A 17,936-nucleotide genomic window follows, 5' to 3' on the forward strand; every position below is an offset into this window, starting at 1 on the left:
ATAGGCTTGAATAATGAAAGGGGTAAATTATGAATCCAGAAGTTGCAGTTATTATGGGCAGTACCTCCGATTGGGAGACAATGAAGTTTGCATGCGAAAGTCTTGATGAACTAGGTGTAGCATATGAAAAACGAGTAGTTTCTGCTCATCGCACACCAGACTTAATGTTCGACTTTGCCGAACAAGCTCGCGGCCGAGGAATTAAAGTAATTATCGCAGGAGCAGGAGGAGCAGCTCATTTACCAGGCATGGTAGCAGCCAAGACAACTCTACCAGTAATCGGTGTTCCTGTTCAATCGAAGGCTTTGAACGGTTTGGACTCATTATTATCTATTGTACAAATGCCAGGTGGTATCCCTGTAGCCACTACCGCAATTGGAAAAGCTGGAGCAACCAACGCAGGACTACTTGCGGCACAGATGCTTTCAATGTATGATAACAAAGTAGCTGAGCGTCTGGAAAAGAAGCGGCAGCAAATGACAGAAACTGTATTGGAAAGTAGTGAACAACTTGGTTAAATCGTTAAAACCAGGCTCTACGATTGGTATCGTAGGCGGAGGACAACTAGGCCGCATGATGGCCATTAGTGCAAAGGAAATGGGATTTCGTACGGGTGTGATTGATCCAACGGAAGATTGTCCGGCTGCGCAGGTTTCGGATTGGCATATTGTTGCTGATTATGATGATCAAATGGCTTTAGAAGAAATGGCTCGCAGATCGCAGGTGATCACTTATGAGTTCGAAAATGTGGATGTTGATACAATCAACCATATTCAACATTTTGCCAATATACCTCAAGGAACTGACCTATTAGCTATCAGTCAGGATCGCTTGATGGAAAAGTCCTTTTTAGAAAACAATAATATCGTGATTGCTCCTTATGCAACGATCATTAGCCCAACAGATATTCAAGATGCGATCGAGGGGATCGGCTATCCGTGTGTCTTGAAGACAACGCGTGGGGGATATGATGGACATGGACAATATGTTTTGAACAGTACGGCTGACTTGGCACCTTCGATGAATCTTTTGCGTCAAGGTACTTGCGTGTTGGAAGCTTGGATTCCATTTGAAAAAGAGTTATCGGTTCAAGTGGCAGGAAATAACATTGGCGATTATGTAACATTTCCAGTAGTGGAAAATGTTCACCGCAATAATATTCTGCATGAAACGATCGTACCAGCTGGGATTGATGCCGCAGTGGCAAAAGAGGCGAGTCGCATCGCTAAAGTAATTGCTCAAGGAGTCGATTTAGTCGGTACTCTCTGTGTGGAGTTTTTCCTAACTAAAGCTGGCGCCTTATATGTTAATGAGATCGCTCCACGACCACATAATTCTGGTCATTACACGATTGAAGCTTGCAGCATGAGCCAATTTGATGCGCATATTCGTGGTATTTGCGGTTGGCCGCTGAGTGAGCCAAAATTATTGTCAAATGCGGTAATGGTTAATGTTTTGGGCGAGAATCTGTTGAAGACTTACGAACTTATTGATTTATGGCCGGAATGGCATTTTCATTATTACGGTAAAGCCATGCCGAAAAAGGGACGCAAAATGGGTCATATTACAATTTTGACGGATAGTATTCAACGAACATTAGATGATATTAAGAAAACTGAAACATGGGACTAATCACTGTATTTGATGATGTGTTTTTGAGTTTATATTTAAAAAAATTAAATGATTTTTACGAGGGAGAAAATTAATGATACCTAGATATTCAAGAGACGAAATGGGAAACATCTGGAGCGATGAAAATCGTTATAAAGCTTGGCTGGAGGTTGAAATCCTGGCTGATGAGGCATGGGCTGAGCTAGGTGAGATTCCTAAAGAGGATGTTGAAAAGATTCGTGCGAACGCTGGTTTCGATATCGATCGTATCTTAGAAATCGAACAATCAACAAAGCATGATGTTGTAGCCTTTACACGTGCGGTTTCTGAAACATTAGGTGAGGAACGTAAATGGGTTCATTATGGTTTGACCAGTACAGATGTCGTTGACACTGCCTATGGATATTTATATAAACAAGCAAATGATATTTTGCGTCAGGATTTACAGGATTTTCTAACGATCATTGGTGAAAAAGCTTTAGAGCACAAGGATACAGTTATGATGGGACGGACGCATGGTGTTCATGCAGAGCCTACGACCTTTGGCTTGAAATTAGCTACTTGGTACTCAGAAATGAAACGTAATATCGATCGTTTCGAACATGCAGCAAAGGGTGTGGAAGCTGGAAAAATTTCTGGTGCAGTCGGTACATTTGCTAATATCCCACCATTTGTTGAAGAATTTGTCTGTGAAAAATTAGGTATTCGCCCGCAGGAAATCTCAACACAAGTCTTACCACGGGATTTACATGCCGAATACTTCTCAAGTCTGGCTTTGATTGCGACATCAATTGAACGTTTTGCAACGGAAATTCGCGGGTTACAAAAATCTGAAACGCGTGAGGTTGAAGAATTTTTCGCAAAAGGACAGAAAGGTTCCTCTGCGATGCCTCATAAACGAAATCCAATCGGTTCAGAAAATATGACTGGTTTGGCTCGTGTTGTACGTGGGCATTTAATTACTGCTTTTGAAGATGTTGCTTTGTGGCACGAGCGTGATATCTCTCATTCCTCTGCGGAACGGATTATTACACCAGATACCACGATTCTAGTTGATTACATGCTGCATCGCTTTGGAAACATTGTGAAGAATCTGACCGTGTTCCCAGATAATATGAAACGCAACATGGAAGCAACATTTGGTTTGATCTATAGTCAGCGAGTGATGCTGAAGTTGATTGATAAAGGCATGACTCGTGAAGAAGCGTATGATTTAGTCCAACCAAAAACAGCCTATGCATGGGATAATCAAACGCAATTTCGTCCGCTTTTGGATGCAGATGAAAAAATTACGAATGTTTTATCCAAAGCTGACCTGGACGATGCTTTTGATTATAACTATCACCTTAAAAATGTCGATACAGTCTTTGAACGTGTCGGAATCAAATAAAAAAAACTCTTACCGCATTTTTTTGCGGTAAGAGTTTTTTTGAATTAAGCATAGGAATATACGTCTACAAAGCAACTTTCATGAAGACGTTCCAATAAACAGCTGATCAGTTGATAATCATAAGTTTGTGAATTCAAACGAATTTCAATCCGATAGGAATTCTTCAAGAAGGAGTGATCCTTTAGCTGCCTGATGATCAACTCATCCTGAGACTGATTGGAAAAATGTAAAGACTGCATGGCTTGAGATTGTCTTGGATGCAGTATTTTTTTTAGATTACGATAGGAATAAAAGCTGGTATTGCAGTTAATACTATGAGTTGTGTCTAGTCCTAATAATGCGTTTAATAAATGTTGTTTGTCTGTTTCTAGCATTGAATCAAGAAATTTTTTAGCTGCTGCCGGCGCATCTAACATAAGCGATTCCCCCATATATATCATTCGAATTAAATATAGCACCATTTTCACAAAATGTAAACGCTGTCTTTGTGTAGCTTCTAAAAAAGAAATGGAACCGCCTGTGATAAACACGAACATTAACAGACTTCTTTTATTATAATATCCGATAAAATATTGAAAAATTCAAATTCAATTGTTACACTGAATAAGAAATTAAGAAACGAACGATTGTTGGAGATCGTTTATAAATGTTCATAAAAAGGGAGCGTTTTGACGTGGAAAAAGGAACTTTAATCTATGAAGGTAAAGCAAAACAATTGTTTCAAACAGATGATCCAGCCATTATATGGGTCGAATATTTGAATCAAGCAACTGCTTTAAATGGGGCAAAGAAGGATCAAATTAGTGGTAAAGGCGAACTTAATAATCAAATCACCGGATTGATCTTTGATTTCTTAAAAAGTAAAGGAATTACTAATCACTATATTAAACAGCTTTCTGAAACAGAACAACTGATTCAAAATGTTGAAATCATTCCTTTAGAGGTAGTCGTACGAAATATAGCTGCCGGCAGCTTTTCAAAGCGATTAGCGATTCCAGAAGGGACGCCTTTAAAATCACCGATTGTTGAGTTCTATTATAAAAACGATGAACTAGATGATCCAATGGTCATTGACGCTCATATTCTTACTTTAGAACTTGCTACTGCTGAAGAGCTCACTCAGCTGCGTCAGAAGGCTTTAGCAGTTGGTGAGGCACTAACAGAACTATTTGATTCAATAGATATCACATTGGTTGACTTCAAGTTAGAGCTCGGTCGTCAAAAAGATGGCTCGATTTTATTGGCAGATGAGGTTTCTCCTGATACTTGTCGTTTATGGGACAAACAGACAAATGAACATTTAGATAAAGATATTTATCGTCGTGACTTAGGTGACATTATTCCGGTATATCAAGAAGTACTAAATAGATTAGAAAAGCGAGGAGAATAAGAATGTATTTTGTAAAAGTTTATGTAACGTATAAGGATTCTGTATTGGACCCACAAGGAGAAGCTGTAAAAGGGGCTGTGCACCGTATGGGATACAATGAGATCGAGGATGTTCGGATTGGTAAGTATTTTGAAATTAAAGTTGCCAAAAGTGATCGTCCAGTGGAGGAAATGATCGAAGAGGTTTGTGACAAATTATTAGCAAACGTCAATATGGAAACATATCGTTACGAAATTTTGACATCGGAGGAAGTGTAGCATGAAATTTGCGGTCATTGTATTTCCTGGTTCTAACTGTGACTTGGACATGTATTGGGCGATGAAGGAAATCATGGGAGCCGATTGTGAGTATGTTCGGTATGATGCAGACAGCCTTGAAGGATTTGACGGTGTATTATTGCCGGGTGGTTTTTCATACGGTGACTATTTACGTTGCGGTGCGATTGCTCGCTTTGCAAACATTATGTCAGAAGTGATTCGTTTTGCTGAAGAAGGCAAGCCAGTTTTCGGTACGTGTAATGGATTTCAGATTTTAACGGAGGCGGGACTTTTACCAGGAGCTTTACGTCGTAATGAATCCTTGAAATTTATCAGTAAAATTACGCCGCTTAGAGTTGTGAACAATCAAACAAAATTTACATCTGAATATCAAGCAGATGAAGTAATTCAAATCCCAGTCGCCCACGGTGAGGGTAACTACTACTGTGATGATGAAACATTAGCTGAGTTAAAAGCGAACAATCAAATCGTCTTCACTTATGAAGGTGAAAATATTAATGGAAGTATCGAGAATATTGCCGGCATTACGAACAAAGCTGGTAACGTCTTAGGTATGATGCCTCACCCAGAGCGAGCAATGGAAAAACTGCTAGGTTCTGATGACGGTAAGAAGTTTTTTGCTTCTATTTTAACTAATTTTGGAAAGGTGACTGCAAACTAATGATGAAATTAGAACCGACGGCGCAAGAAATCAAGGATCAGCGTATTTACGCTGGTTGGGGACTGACTGATGAAGAATATCGTTTGATTTCAGAAGACATTCTTGGACGTTTGCCAAATTATACAGAAACAGGACTTTTCTCTGTTATGTGGAGTGAGCATTGTTCATATAAAAACTCGAAGCCAGTTCTGCGTAAATTCCCAACGGAGGGACCGCAAGTATTACAAGGACCAGGAGAAGGTGCCGGAATTGTTGATATCGGTGACAATCAAGCTGTGGTTTTCAAAGCAGAAAGTCATAACCATCCTTCAGCTGTTGAACCTTATGAAGGTGCTGCAACAGGTGTTGGTGGAATCATCCGCGATATTTTCAGTATGGGGGCACGTCCGATAGCAGTTTTAGATTCTTTACGTTTTGGCGAATTAACAACGGAAAGAACGAAATATTTATTAGAAGAGATTGTTGCTGGCATCAGTGGCTACGGAAATTGTATTGGTATCCCGACAGTTGGCGGAGAAGTAGCCTTTGATCCTTGTTATGAAGGCAATCCTTTAGTCAATGCGATGTGTGTTGGTTTGATTGATCATAAGGACATCCAAAAAGGACAAGCCAAAGGTGTTGGCAATTCCATTATGTATGTCGGCGCAAAAACGGGACGTGATGGGATTCATGGAGCGACATTTGCTTCAGAGGAATTTGTTGAAGGTGAAGAACAGCAGCGTTCTGCCGTTCAGGTTGGCGATCCTTTCATGGAAAAATTATTGTTAGAGGCCTGTTTGGAATTAATTTTAGATCATTCAGAAATCTTAGTAGGTATTCAAGATATGGGGGCTGCTGGATTAGTCTCTTCTAGTTCAGAAATGGCTTCAAAAGCTGGATCTGGATTGAAGCTTTATTTAGATGATGTGCCACAACGGGAAACGCATATGACGCCGTATGAAATGATGTTATCTGAATCACAAGAACGGATGCTCATTTGTGTGGAACAAGGGCATGAAGATGAAGTTGTTGAACTATTTAAACGTTATGAGTTAGATGCGGTTACGATTGGCGAGGTAACAGATGATGGATTATATCGTTTGTACCATCATGGAGAAGAAGTAGCTAACTTACCAGTTGATGCGCTTGCTGAAGACGCTCCTGTTTACGAAAATGAGAAACGTGAACCAGTACGGATTCAAGAATTTGCCAATATGGAAGATTTCAAACCAGAAGTGGCAGACGCTTCTGAAACATTATTAGCATTATTGCAACAACCGACGATCGCCTCAAAGAGAATGATCTATGAAACCTATGACTCGCAAGTACGAACGAATACAGTTGTTCGACCAGGAAGCGACGCGGCTGTCTTACGGGTTCGCGGAACAAACAAGGCATTGGCGATGACAACAGATTGTAATGCACGCTATTTATATTTAAATCCTGAAATCGGTGGACAGATTGCAGTGGCTGAAGCAGCGCGGAATATTGTTGCATCTGGAGGACAGCCGTTAGCGATCACGGACTGTTTAAACTATGGCTCGCCAGAAAAACCAGAGGGATTCTGGGAATTATGGACCTCAGCCGATGGTATTTCAGAAGCTTGCAGTACGTTGAACACCCCGGTTATCTCAGGAAATGTTTCGATGTATAACGAAACTAACGGTAAAGCTATTTATCCAACACCGATGATCGGTATGGTTGGTTTGATCGAAGACCTGTCACATATTACGACGCAGGAATTCAAAGCTGCTGGTGATTTGGTTTATCTCGTTGGTGAAACTAAAGCAGACTTTAATGGTACCGAGATTCAAAAAATGCAAAAAGGCTTGATTGAAGGGAAATTAATGGACTTTGATTTAGCTGTTGAGAAGGCAAATCAAGACTTAGTCCTTTCAGCAATCAAAGCGGACTTAGTAGCAAGTGCTCATGATTGTGCGGAAGGTGGTCTGGCAGTGGCAGTCGCAGAATCAGCATTTACTAATCAGCTTGGCGTTGACATCACTGTGGAAACGCCTGTCGAAAATCTGTTTGCAGAAACACAATCACGTTTTGTTTTATCTGTAAAACCAGAGAAACAAGCAGAATTCGAAGCTTTAGCAGGTGATAAAGCAGTGAAAATCGGTGAAGTAACTAATACAGGCGACTTGAAGCTGACTGCACTTGGCGGTGAAATCAACGTCGCTACTAAGAAAGCTGAAGAATTATGGGAGGAAGCCATTCCATGTTTAATGAAGTAAAAAGTTTAAATGAAGAGTGTGGCGTTTTTGGCATCTGGGGACACCCAGATGCTGCGCGCGTCACTTATTTTGGCTTACACAGCTTACAGCATCGCGGACAAGAAGGTGCTGGAATTGTCAGCAACGATGCAGGAAAATTAAATGGACATCGTGGGCTAGGCCTTCTTTCAGAGGTATTTAAAAATGAGCGTCAATTGAGTCGCTTGACTGGTCAAGCAGCGATTGGGCATGTTCGTTATGCTACGGCGGGAACAAGCAGTGTCGATAATATTCAACCTTTTTTATTCAATTTTTATGATGGTGCCTTTGCTTTGGCTCACAATGGGAATTTGACGAATGCGAAAAGCTTGCGAAAAGAACTAGAAATTGATGGGGCGATCTTCCATTCGAATTCCGATACAGAAATCTTGATGCATTTGATTCGCCGCAGTCAAAAGGAAACTTTGTGTGAACGCATGAAGGAAGCATTGAACACTGTCAAAGGCGGTTTTGCCTACTTGATGCTAACAGAAGATTCCATGGTAGCCGCACTTGACCCGAATGGTTTTCGGCCATTGTCAATCGGTCAAATGGTCAACGGCGCCTATGTAGTTGCGTCAGAAACCTGTGCGTTAGAAGTCGTAGGTGCGAAATTTATTCAAGATGTTAATCCAGGCGAGATTATCACCATCAATGATGAAGGGTTAAAAGTCGAAAGCTTTACTGAAAATACCCAACACGCGATTTGTTCGATGGAATATATTTACTTTGCACGGCCAGACTCGAATATCGCAGGCGTAAATGTCCATAGTGCTCGTAAAAATATGGGGCGCATCTTGGCAAATGAGGCTGAAATAGAAGCTGATATGGTCGTTGGTGTACCAAATTCTTCTTTATCTGCTGCCAGCGGGTATGCAGAGGAATCCGGTATTCCTTATGAAATGGGATTAGTAAAAAATCAGTATGTCGCACGAACCTTCATTCAGCCAACGCAAGAGTTACGTGAGCAAGGAGTACGAATGAAGCTTTCAGCTGTGCGAGGCGTTGTAGAAGGAAAACGCGTCATCATGGTCGATGATTCGATTGTGCGGGGAACGACTAGTCGACGGATCGTCAACCTTTTAAAAGAAGCTGGTGCGAAAGAGGTCCATGTAAGGATTGCTTCACCGCCATTACGTTACCCGTGTTTTTATGGGATTGATATTCAAACTCGTAAAGAATTGATTGCAGCGAATCATTCAATTGAAGAAATTCGCGAAATGATCGGTGCAGATTCGTTGTCATTTTTAAGTGAAGATGGATTAATCAATGCTATTGGATTAGATTTTGATGCACCTTATTCCGGGTTATGTATGGCGTATTTTAATGGAGACTATCCAACACCGCTTTATGATTATGAAGAGCATTATCAAGCAACTTTGAAGGAAAAAATTTCATTCTATTAAAAATAAACGGTTGAAGAAATTACAAAAATTAAACAAATGAAGATTTTAGTTCCACTTTTCTCAGGACACGCCGTTGAAATAAGAAAACTCACTTCTATTTAAAAAGGTATGAATGTTTATTGGAATGGTATGTAGCATGAAAAAATCATTTTCGTTTTTTGAAGAATAGACACAATAATAATTAGGGAGCGGATCTAGTGGGAAATGCATATTCTAGAGCTGGCGTTGATGTAGAAGCTGGTTACGAGGTAGTAGAACGAATTAAAAAGCACGTAAAAAGAACCGAACGTTTAGGTGTTATGGGAGCAATCGGTGGTTTTGGAGGCTGTTTCGACCTTAGTCAATTTGATTTAAAGGAGCCCGTTTTAGTTTCTGGAACGGATGGTGTAGGGACAAAGCTGATGGTCGCAATTCAAGCAGATAAGCATGATACGATTGGAATCGATTGTGTAGCAATGTGCGTCAACGATATCGTGGCTCAAGGAGCTGAACCGCTTTATTTTCTAGATTACATCGCTACAGGTAAAAATGTGCCAGCACGTTTAGAGCAAGTAGTTGCAGGAGTTGCAGAAGGCTGCGTTCAAGCAGGAGCTGCGTTGATCGGTGGCGAAACAGCAGAAATGCCAGGGATGTATGGTGAAGATGATTACGATCTAGCTGGTTTTACCGTTGGTATCGCTGAAAAAAGACAAATGATTACCGGGGAAAAAATTCAAGCTGGGGATGTCTTAGTAGGTTTACCATCGTCAGGAATTCATTCAAACGGGTATTCGTTAGTTCGTAAAGTTTTCTTTGAAACAAACAACTTTGCACTTGATGAAAAATTAACAGAACTATCTGGGAAACTTAGTGATGAGATTTTAACACCGACTAGAATTTACGTAGAAGCAGTGCTTCCTTTAGTTAAAAAAGAATTAGTGAACGGTATCGCCCATGTGACTGGTGGCGGCTTTGTGGAGAATTTACCACGCATGCTACCAGAAAAATTAGCTTGTGAAATTGAAATGGGTTCTTGGCCGGTGTTACCGATTTTTGAAGCACTGGCAAAATATGGTGAGATTCCTGAAATGGAAATGTATGAGATTTTCAACATGGGAATTGGCATGGTATTGGCTGTTGCACCAGAAAAATTAGCAGAGTTGCAAGCTGATTTGAAGGAGCGAAATGAAGCTTCTTTTGTAATCGGTAAAGTAACAGAAAAGAAAGATACTGCGATTGTTTTTAAAGGGGCAAAGGCATGAGAATAGCTGTTTTAGCTTCAGGAAATGGATCGAATTTCGAAGTGATCGCTCAAGCAATTAAGGATAAAGAGATTGACGCTGAGTTAGTTCTGCTTTTTTCAGATCATCATGATGCGTACGTGCTAGAACGTGGAAAAAAATTCGGTGTTCCTTGTGAAAGCTTTGAGCTAAAAGAGTTTTCTGATAAGAAAAACTATGAAGCTGCACTGTTAGAACTACTGAAGCGTTATAAAGCGGAGTTAGTCGTATTGGCAGGCTATATGCGAATCATCGGAAAAGAGTTACTAGAAGCTTTTCCTAATCGGATCGTTAATATTCATCCAGCTTTGCTTCCTAATTTTCCGGGCTTGCACGGAATTAAAGACGCTTATGAAGCCGGAGTAAAGGAAACGGGCGTTACGATCCATTTTGTGGATAGCGGGGTAGATACCGGTCCAATTATTGCACAAGGAAAGGTGCAAGTTGCTGAATCGGACCGTTTGGAGGATTTAGAGAAAAAAATCCATCAAGTAGAGCACCAGCTGTATCCGCAGGTTTTAGCGGAAATTGTCAAAGAATTTCATCGAGATAAAGAGTAAAAGTGTTAAGCCATTTCTTTGCAGACTTAACAAATGTTAAGCAAAAAGTGAAAAAACTTTCTAAAGGAGAGTCATCATGACAAGAGCATTGATTAGTGTTTCAGATAAAACCGGAATTGTAGAATTTACTAAAGGTTTGGTTCAAGCAGGAATCGAGATTATTTCTACTGGCGGGACTAAAAAAGTTTTAGACGAAGCGGGGATTTCAACGTTAAGTATTGATGAAGTAACCGGCTTTCCTGAAATGATGGATGGTCGAGTAAAAACGTTGCATCCAAAAATTCATGGTGGATTGTTAGGCCGTCGAGATTTGACAACACACATGGAGGCGATGGATGAGCACGGTATTCAGCCAATTGATTTTGTTTGTGTAAATCTATACCCATTTAAAGAAACGATTTCCAAGCCGGAGGTAACTGAAGCAGAAGCGATTGAAAATATTGATATCGGTGGCCCAAGTATGCTGCGTTCTGCCGCTAAAAACTTTGCATCAGTCACAGTGGTTGTTGATCCTAAAGATTATGCGCTTGTTTTAGCCGAGATCAAAAGTGATCAAGTGACTTCATTAGCGACACGCAAACGTTTAGCTGCGAAGGTTTTCCGTCATACAGCAGCTTATGACGCATTAATTGCGGATTACTTAACAAAGAGTGTGGGTGAAGTTGAACCAGAAAAAATGACATTGACTTATGAATTGAAGCAGCCTTTGCGTTATGGGGAGAATAGTCATCAAACTGCAGCTTTTTACCAAAATGCTCTACCTGTTTCTTATTCAATTGCGAGTGCCCATCAATTACACGGAAAAGAATTGTCCTACAATAATATTAAGGATGCAGATGCGGCTATCCGAATTGCTAGAGAATTTACTGAGCCAACAGTTGTCGCATTAAAACACATGAATCCATGCGGGATCGGTAGTGGACGGACAATTGCGGAAGCCTATCAATTCGCTTATGAAGCAGATCCAACTTCTATTTTCGGAGGGATTTTGGTAGCAAATCGTGAAATTGATTTAGAAACGGCAGAGGAAATGCATAAGTTATTCTTAGAGATTATCATCGCTCCAAGCTTTAGCAAAGAGGCCTTTGACGTGCTGTCAGGTAAGAAGAACTTACGACTAATGACCTTAGATTTCAGCGACCAAGCAAGTAATCAACCAGAAGTTGTATCTGTTTTAGGGGGATTATTGGTTCAGGATCAAGATGTTGTCGAAGAAATTCCTGAGGAGTGGGAAGTTGCAACGGATCGCAAACCTACAGCGGAAGAATTGAGAGCTTTAGCTTTTGCATGGAAAGCTGTTAAGCACGTAAAATCGAATGCAATTGTTGTAGCAAATGAACATCAAACAGTGGGTGTTGGTGCAGGACAAATGAATCGTGTTGGTTCTGTCAAAATTGCTTTAGAAGAAGCAAAAGGACGGATGGATGGCGCTGTTTTAGCAAGCGACGCGTATTTCCCGATGGATGATAGTGTAGAATACGCTGCACAGCACGGAATTAAAGCAATCGTTCAGCCGGGTGGAAGTATTCGTGACAAGGATTCGATCGCAATGGCTAATAAATATGGCGTAGCGATGGTCTTCACTGGCGTTCGTCATTTCAGACACTAATTTGAGGAGGACTCAATGAAAATACTAATTATTGGTAGCGGTGGTCGTGAGCACGCCATCGCCAAAAAAATGTTGGAGAGTTCGCATGTAACGGATATTTTTTGTGCTAAGGGAAACCCAGGCATGAAGAAGGACGGTATTCAACTAGTGGATATCGCAGAGGATAAGCATGAAGAGTTGATCTCTTTTGCTAAAGATCAGGAGATTGATTGGACATTCGTTGGGCCAGAGATTCCTTTATTGAATGGCATCGTGGACGATTTTCAAGCAGCGGGTCTTCGTATCTTCGGACCGAATAAAGCAGCCGCAATGATCGAAGGATCAAAGGAATTTGCTAAAAAAATCATGGTAGACAATCAGATTCCTACGGCTGATTATGAGGCGTTCACCGACTACGAAGCCGCTTGCGCGTACGTGAAGGAAAAAGGTGCGCCAATCGTGATCAAAGCAGATGGATTAGCAGCGGGCAAGGGCGTTACGGTTGCTATGACATTAGATGAAGCGCTGCAGGCTTTAAAGGAAATGATGACGGATCATCGTTTTGGTGAAAGCGGAGATAAAGTTGTTGTTGAAGAATTTTTAGCTGGTGAAGAATTTTCATTGCTTGCTTTTGTAAAAAATGAAAAAGTTTATCCAATGGTCATTGCACAGGATCACAAACGGGCTTATGATAACGACCTGGGACCAAATACTGGGGGAATGGGCGCCTACTCGCCGGTACCGCAAATCCCTTCAGAAATGGTCGATACTGCTGTTGAGAAAATTTTGAAGGCCGCTGCATTGGGAATGGTGAAAAACGGGACATCATTTACAGGTATTTTATATGCAGGATTGATTGCTACAGATGCTGGTCCGAAAGTGATTGAATTCAACGCTCGCTTTGGCGACCCCGAAACACAAGTGGTTCTACCAAGATTAACCAGTGATCTTGCACAAGTGATTGATGATATTTTAAACGATCAAGAACCAGAATTGGTTTGGAGTGATCAGGCATCTGTCGGCGTTGTACTAGCGGCTGAAGGTTATCCTAATGCGTATCAAAAAGGAATGCCTACTCCAAGTTTTGATGATCAGGTTACGATTTATTATGCAGGAGTTGTTGATGATCAAGGAGAAATACGGGCATCAGGCGGACGCGTACTCCTAGTAGAAGCAGAAGCAGAAACGATTGAGGCGGCACAAACGAAGGTTTATCAAGCTTTGGATCATGCAAAGACTGAGGGTTATTTCTACCGAAAAGATATTGGAGCAAAATCATTAAAATAAATAAAAAACGGCCAGTCGGTCGTTTTTTTTGTTCAAAAGGGTAGCGGATTAAAAAAATGACAGTTTTAATTAAAAGTGGTAAACTGAATATGAAAAAAGCGTTAAAAAAATATATGAATTTGAAGAAAAATAAAAAGAATTTAACTCATAGAGGCAATTGCATTCGTTAGAATTATTTTTCATTCCAAAGCGTATTGAAAGAGGCGAGGACTATGGAAAGGAAACGATCCAAAGCTGATGATGAGAACCACGAGTTGCAGATGATTTTATCCGGACTACCCAATTCTCAGTATTTAAAAATTTTATTAGCTCAAATCATGAGACATTATGAGCCAACGATCAAATATATTTTCCAAAAACAAATAGGATGGAAACTGGTAATCGAGCAATATGATGGGGTGCTTTGCTGCATCCAGATTCATGAAACCTATTTCTCAGTAATGACACCTTTTCCAGATTTTGGAATCAGCTATTTAACACCGATGGTAAAAGTGATGTCGGAGGAGTTCAAAGAAAAGTTCGAAGATGTATCAAAAAATACGCAGCAGATCGAAATGAAAGTAACTAATGAAGAGGAAATGGAAGACGTTATCTTCTTAGTTAGTTTACAAGCGAAAAAATTAAGGAATGCCTTAGTTTGAAAACTAAATGTTCGTGTTTTTTGTAATAAATTTCAAAATCAGCTTGCTTTTCAGGTGGATATGTTGTAAATTACATAGGGCGATACTGCCCTATGTTTTTTTATGGTTCATACTTTTCATAGTGAACAGTATAAAAATAGGTGTTTGGAAAAGGAAATTACTTTATCCTATTTGATGCAATGAAATGTATGAAAAAAAAATAAAATGAGATAGTGATCTTATTCATTGGAGGCCCATATGAAAGTATTTGATTATGAAGATATTCAGTTAATTCCTAATAAGTGTATTGTGAACAGTCGATCAGAATGTGATACAACCGTTCAATTAGGAAAGTTTAGTTTCAAGATGCCTGTCGTACCAGCCAATATGCAAACGATTATTGATGAAAGTATTGCGGAATTTTTGGCTGAAAATGGGTACTTCTATATTATGCATCGTTTTTATGAAGAGGAACGAATCCCATTCATCAAGAAAATGCAGTCTCGCGGCCTGTTTACTTCCATCAGTGTGGGGGTAAAAGGATATGAATATGATTTTGTGAAGCAGTTGGCAGAGGAAAAGTTGAATCCAGACTATATTACCATCGACATTGCTCATGGTCATTCTGATCCGGTAATCAATATGATTAAGCACATTAAAAAATATTTGCCGGAAACCTTTGTGATTGCTGGCAACGTTGGTACGCCTGAAGCTGTTCGTGAATTAGAAAATGCAGGAGCTGATGCAACCAAGCTTGGAATCGGACCTGGAAAAGTATGTATTACTAAGATTAAGACTGGATTTGGAACTGGCGGCTGGCAATTAGCAGCATTGAGTTGGTGTGCCAAGGCAGCACGCAAACCGATTATTGCTGACGGTGGAATTCGAACTCATGGAGACATTGCCAAATCAATTCGTTTTGGCGCGACAATGGTTATGATTGGTTCATTATTTGCCGGTCATGAAGAATCTCCTGGCGAGACTAAGGTAGAAGACGGTGTCGTTTATAAAGAATATTTTGGCAGTGCCTCTGAATTCCAAAAGGGCGAGAAGAAAAACGTGGAAGGTAAAAAGATCTGGATTCCTTATAAAGGTTCTTTAAAGGATACTTTAGTAGAGATGCAGCAAGATCTTCAGTCGTCGATTTCTTATGCTGGAGGCAACGATTTAGAAGCCTTGCAAAAAGTTGACTATGTAGTGGTTAAGAATTCAATCTTTAATGGCGATACGATTTAATGGTTTTTAGAAAACTTTTAAAAATGGTTCAATAGTCTTTAAAGAATTAGGTTAATAAAGCATGTGCGGACGTGTAACCTACTATCTATTACGGATAGTAGGTTACACGTCCGATTTTTTCATATTTTCTGACGAATTACAAAATGCATTTGATAATTCCTTTCAGGAGCTTTTTGTACGTTTGACAGTAAAGTATAATTGGTTTAGTTTTAAGTCATCCAATAATAAGTGAGGAAAACGTATGTGGCAATTAGCAGAGAAAAAGACGACACCAATCTATCAACAAATTATCGAACAGATTATCTCTTATATTCAAGACGGCACGTTGGAACCAGGGGATAAGCTACCCGCAGAACGCAAACTAGCAGAATATTATCAAGTGAATCGTTCAACCGTTGTTCACGCATTGGAGGAACTGGCTAGTCTTGGCTGGGTATTGCGGCGACAAGGCAGCGGAACCATTGTGAACGAAGGAAACTGGGGACGAAGCACTATTCCCAGAGTGGATTGGCGCAGCTTATTTACGCAGGAGACTCTTCCAAAGGAGCCATTTGTAGAAAAAGCTTATCCATTGCTGAAGAATCCTGATGCTATTGATCTATACTCAGGGGAACTGCCGTTAAGTATGATTCCAGATTTTCGTTTTCCTTCCTATACATGGGAAGAGTTATTGCTTGAAGAAAAAAAGCAAAGTCCATTAGGCTATCGTCCTTTGCAGCAAGTAATCTGTCAGCGAATCAAGTTAGAACAGAAAATCGATGTCTCTTCGAATCAAGTCCTAATTACTTCAGGCGCACAACAAGCAATGTTTTTATTATTGCAGGTGATGCTTCAAAGTGGAGATAGTGTAGCAATTGAAGACCCTTCGTTTTTATATTCCTTACCAATTTTTGCTAGCGCCGGGGTCAGACTCTATGGCGTAGAAATGGATCGGGAAGGAATGAGGATTGATAAATTGGAACAATTGATTCTGACTAAAAAAATCAAACTGATTATTCTCAATCCGACTTTTCAAAATCCAACTGGGACAACGATGTCGGAGAAACGCAGAAATGAACTAATCGAACTCAGTCTTAAATACCAGCTGCCGATCGTAGAAGATGAAGTGTTCAGCGAGATGAATTTCGGGAAAACGCCGCCGTCTTTGAAAGAACTTGCTCCCCACCAAGTCATTCATCTAGGTTCCCTTTCAAAGATATTTGGTTCCTCAATCAAAATTGGCTGGGTCGTGGCTGATCAAAATTTAATTCAACGCTTATCTGAAGCCAAACAAATGATGGATTTTTCTATTAGTGTCTTTCCGCAGGTCATCGCACATACTGCCTTAACAGATCCACAATTCGAGCAGAACCAAGCAGAATTAGTTATTGCTTTAAAGCAGAAGGCCAAAGATTTTATTGATCATGCAAAATCAATTGCTGAGGATTGGCATATATCGTCTATCGAGGGTGGCATTTATGTATATCTGACTTGGCGTCATCAGCGCTTAACCCGAAAAGATTGGGATATTTTTCTGCGAGAAAAATTAGTGATTGCCCCCGCATTTTTATTTAGTAATGATACAATGGCAATGAGAGTGAATTATACTCGAATGACGGATCAAACACGACAAGAATTTTTTTCTAAGTTGTTTGTAATTTCAAAGGAATTAAGGAGGAGTTAAATGGAAGCGTTAGAAGTGATGAATCAGCACAGAACATATCGGAATTTTGATGAAACCTACCAATTATCAGAAGCAGAGCTGCAAAAGATTCTGCAAGCTAGTCGTCAAGCTCCCAGCTGGATGAACGGTCAAATGTACAGCATCATTGTCGTAAGGGATACGGAGATTCGCCGGCAGCTCGTGGCGATGAATCCTGGAAATTCTCATATGCTGCATAGTTCAGTATTTTTAGTATTTGTAGCGGATTTGAAACGGACGCAAAAGGTAGCTGAGCAGTATGAGATGGATTATCGAATTAACGAAGGATTTGATCCATTGATCACGGCTGTTACCGATACAGCGTTAGCGTTGGAAAATGCAGTAATTGCGACTGAAGCATTGGGATTAGGTTCTGTAGTTGTGGGGTCTATTCGCAAAGATATTGCAGAAGTAAGCAAACTATTAAAACTGCCCGATTATGTGCTGCCGCTCGCAGGCTTGAGTATTGGAAAGCCTAATGTGGATATGCGAATAAAACCAAGATTGCCAGAAGAAGCAGTGATTCATTATGACACATATAAGGATTACGATTATTCTTTGATTGAAGAGTATGATGATACGATGGAAAAATTTGCTGAGGCTCGTGAAACGAAATTATGGAGCAAAAAGTTTGCAGATTATTTCAGCAGTTCACCAAACAAAAAAGTTGATGAATTTCTGAAAATCAATCAATTTTTCAGTGTTACGTTTGACACCGATAAGTAAGTGACT

The 17,936-nt window shown here is 40.2% G+C and carries 17 protein-coding genes; 16 read left to right on the forward strand and 1 reads right to left on the reverse strand.

All coding sequences use genetic code 11. The annotated features are described in order from the left end of the window. Nucleotides 1-29 precede the first annotated feature (29 nt). The 3 genes from purE to purB all read left to right on the forward strand — a co-directional run bounded on the left by purE (nt 30) and on the right by purB (nt 3,001). Entirely contained in the window at nt 30-518 is a 489-nt protein-coding gene (gene purE / locus IGI52_RS03250; RefSeq protein ID WP_127979034.1) for a 5-(carboxyamino)imidazole ribonucleotide mutase, read from the forward strand. Continuing rightward, nucleotides 511-1,632: a 5-(carboxyamino)imidazole ribonucleotide synthase gene (purK, locus tag IGI52_RS03255; RefSeq protein WP_171030581.1), complete on the forward strand. Its 1,122-nt coding sequence runs from the start codon at nt 511-513 to the stop codon at nt 1,630-1,632. Before purE ends, purK begins: the two co-directional genes overlap by 8 nt. A 73-nt stretch (nt 1,633-1,705) precedes the next feature. Then, nucleotides 1,706-3,001 carry an adenylosuccinate lyase gene (gene purB, locus IGI52_RS03260; RefSeq protein WP_311895233.1) on the forward strand — a complete coding sequence of 432 codons (1,296 nt, stop codon included), beginning with the start codon at nt 1,706-1,708 and terminating at the stop codon, nt 2,999-3,001. Nucleotides 3,002-3,045: 44 nt separating this feature from the next. On the opposite strand, the gene IGI52_RS03265 is transcribed toward purB, so the two are convergent. Then, nucleotides 3,046-3,417, reverse strand: coding sequence for a hypothetical protein (locus tag IGI52_RS03265; protein WP_171030582.1), 372 nt, complete (start codon nt 3,415-3,417; stop codon nt 3,046-3,048). 257 nt (nt 3,418-3,674) lie between these two features. Here IGI52_RS03265 and purC point away from each other — a divergent pair, with 257 nt between their 5' ends. From purC to IGI52_RS03330, 13 genes are all read left to right on the forward strand, one after another. Then, nucleotides 3,675-4,391: a phosphoribosylaminoimidazolesuccinocarboxamide synthase gene (gene purC / locus IGI52_RS03270; RefSeq protein WP_438780484.1), complete on the forward strand. Its 717-nt coding sequence runs from the start codon at nt 3,675-3,677 to the stop codon at nt 4,389-4,391. Between the two features lie 2 nt (nt 4,392-4,393). Next, on the forward strand, nt 4,394-4,648 hold the full coding sequence (gene purS / locus IGI52_RS03275) for a phosphoribosylformylglycinamidine synthase subunit PurS (RefSeq protein WP_016180334.1): 255 nt from the start codon (nt 4,394-4,396) through the stop codon (nt 4,646-4,648). A 1-nt stretch (nt 4,649) separates the two neighbouring features. Then, on the forward strand, nt 4,650-5,330 hold the full coding sequence (gene purQ / locus IGI52_RS03280) for a phosphoribosylformylglycinamidine synthase subunit PurQ (protein WP_016180333.1): 681 nt from the start codon (nt 4,650-4,652) through the stop codon (nt 5,328-5,330). Beyond that, nucleotides 5,330-7,549, forward strand: coding sequence for a phosphoribosylformylglycinamidine synthase subunit PurL (gene purL / locus IGI52_RS03285; protein WP_438780485.1), 2,220 nt, complete (start codon nt 5,330-5,332; stop codon nt 7,547-7,549). Before purQ ends, purL begins: the two co-directional genes overlap by 1 nt. Next, on the forward strand, nt 7,534-8,973 hold the full coding sequence (gene purF / locus IGI52_RS03290) for an amidophosphoribosyltransferase (protein WP_016180331.1): 1,440 nt from the start codon (nt 7,534-7,536) through the stop codon (nt 8,971-8,973). Before purL ends, purF begins: the two co-directional genes overlap by 16 nt. Before the next feature lie 197 nt (nt 8,974-9,170). Continuing rightward, entirely contained in the window at nt 9,171-10,214 is a 1,044-nt protein-coding gene (purM, locus tag IGI52_RS03295) for a phosphoribosylformylglycinamidine cyclo-ligase (RefSeq protein ID WP_438780486.1), read from the forward strand. Further along, complete coding sequence (gene purN, locus IGI52_RS03300) at nt 10,211-10,792, forward strand: phosphoribosylglycinamide formyltransferase (RefSeq protein ID WP_016180329.1); 582 nt, start codon at nt 10,211-10,213, stop codon at nt 10,790-10,792. Before purM ends, purN begins: the two co-directional genes overlap by 4 nt. A 76-nt stretch (nt 10,793-10,868) precedes the next feature. Beyond that, a complete protein-coding gene (gene purH / locus IGI52_RS03305) occupies nt 10,869-12,401 on the forward strand; it encodes a bifunctional phosphoribosylaminoimidazolecarboxamide formyltransferase/IMP cyclohydrolase (protein WP_438780487.1) in 1,533 nt (510 codons plus the stop codon). Between the two features lie 15 nt (nt 12,402-12,416). Next, nucleotides 12,417-13,667: a phosphoribosylamine--glycine ligase gene (gene purD, locus IGI52_RS03310; protein ID WP_016180327.1), complete on the forward strand. Its 1,251-nt coding sequence runs from the start codon at nt 12,417-12,419 to the stop codon at nt 13,665-13,667. Between the two features lie 212 nt (nt 13,668-13,879). Continuing rightward, complete coding sequence (locus IGI52_RS03315) at nt 13,880-14,308, forward strand: DUF3788 family protein (RefSeq protein ID WP_016180326.1); 429 nt, start codon at nt 13,880-13,882, stop codon at nt 14,306-14,308. Nucleotides 14,309-14,545: 237 nt separating this feature from the next. Beyond that, nucleotides 14,546-15,523, forward strand: coding sequence for a GMP reductase (gene guaC, locus IGI52_RS03320; protein ID WP_016180325.1), 978 nt, complete (start codon nt 14,546-14,548; stop codon nt 15,521-15,523). A gap of 241 nt (nt 15,524-15,764) precedes the next feature. Continuing rightward, nucleotides 15,765-17,186 carry a PLP-dependent aminotransferase family protein gene (locus tag IGI52_RS03325; protein WP_438780488.1) on the forward strand — a complete coding sequence of 474 codons (1,422 nt, stop codon included), beginning with the start codon at nt 15,765-15,767 and terminating at the stop codon, nt 17,184-17,186. Then, entirely contained in the window at nt 17,187-17,930 is a 744-nt protein-coding gene (locus IGI52_RS03330; protein ID WP_438780489.1) for a nitroreductase family protein, read from the forward strand. It begins immediately after the preceding gene. Nucleotides 17,931-17,936: the final 6 nt, after the last annotated feature.

Origin of the sequence: Enterococcus sp. DIV0187, assembly GCF_051713785.1 — a bacterium.
GTDB classification, from domain to species: Bacteria; Bacillota; Bacilli; order Lactobacillales; family Enterococcaceae; genus Enterococcus_A; species Enterococcus_A avium.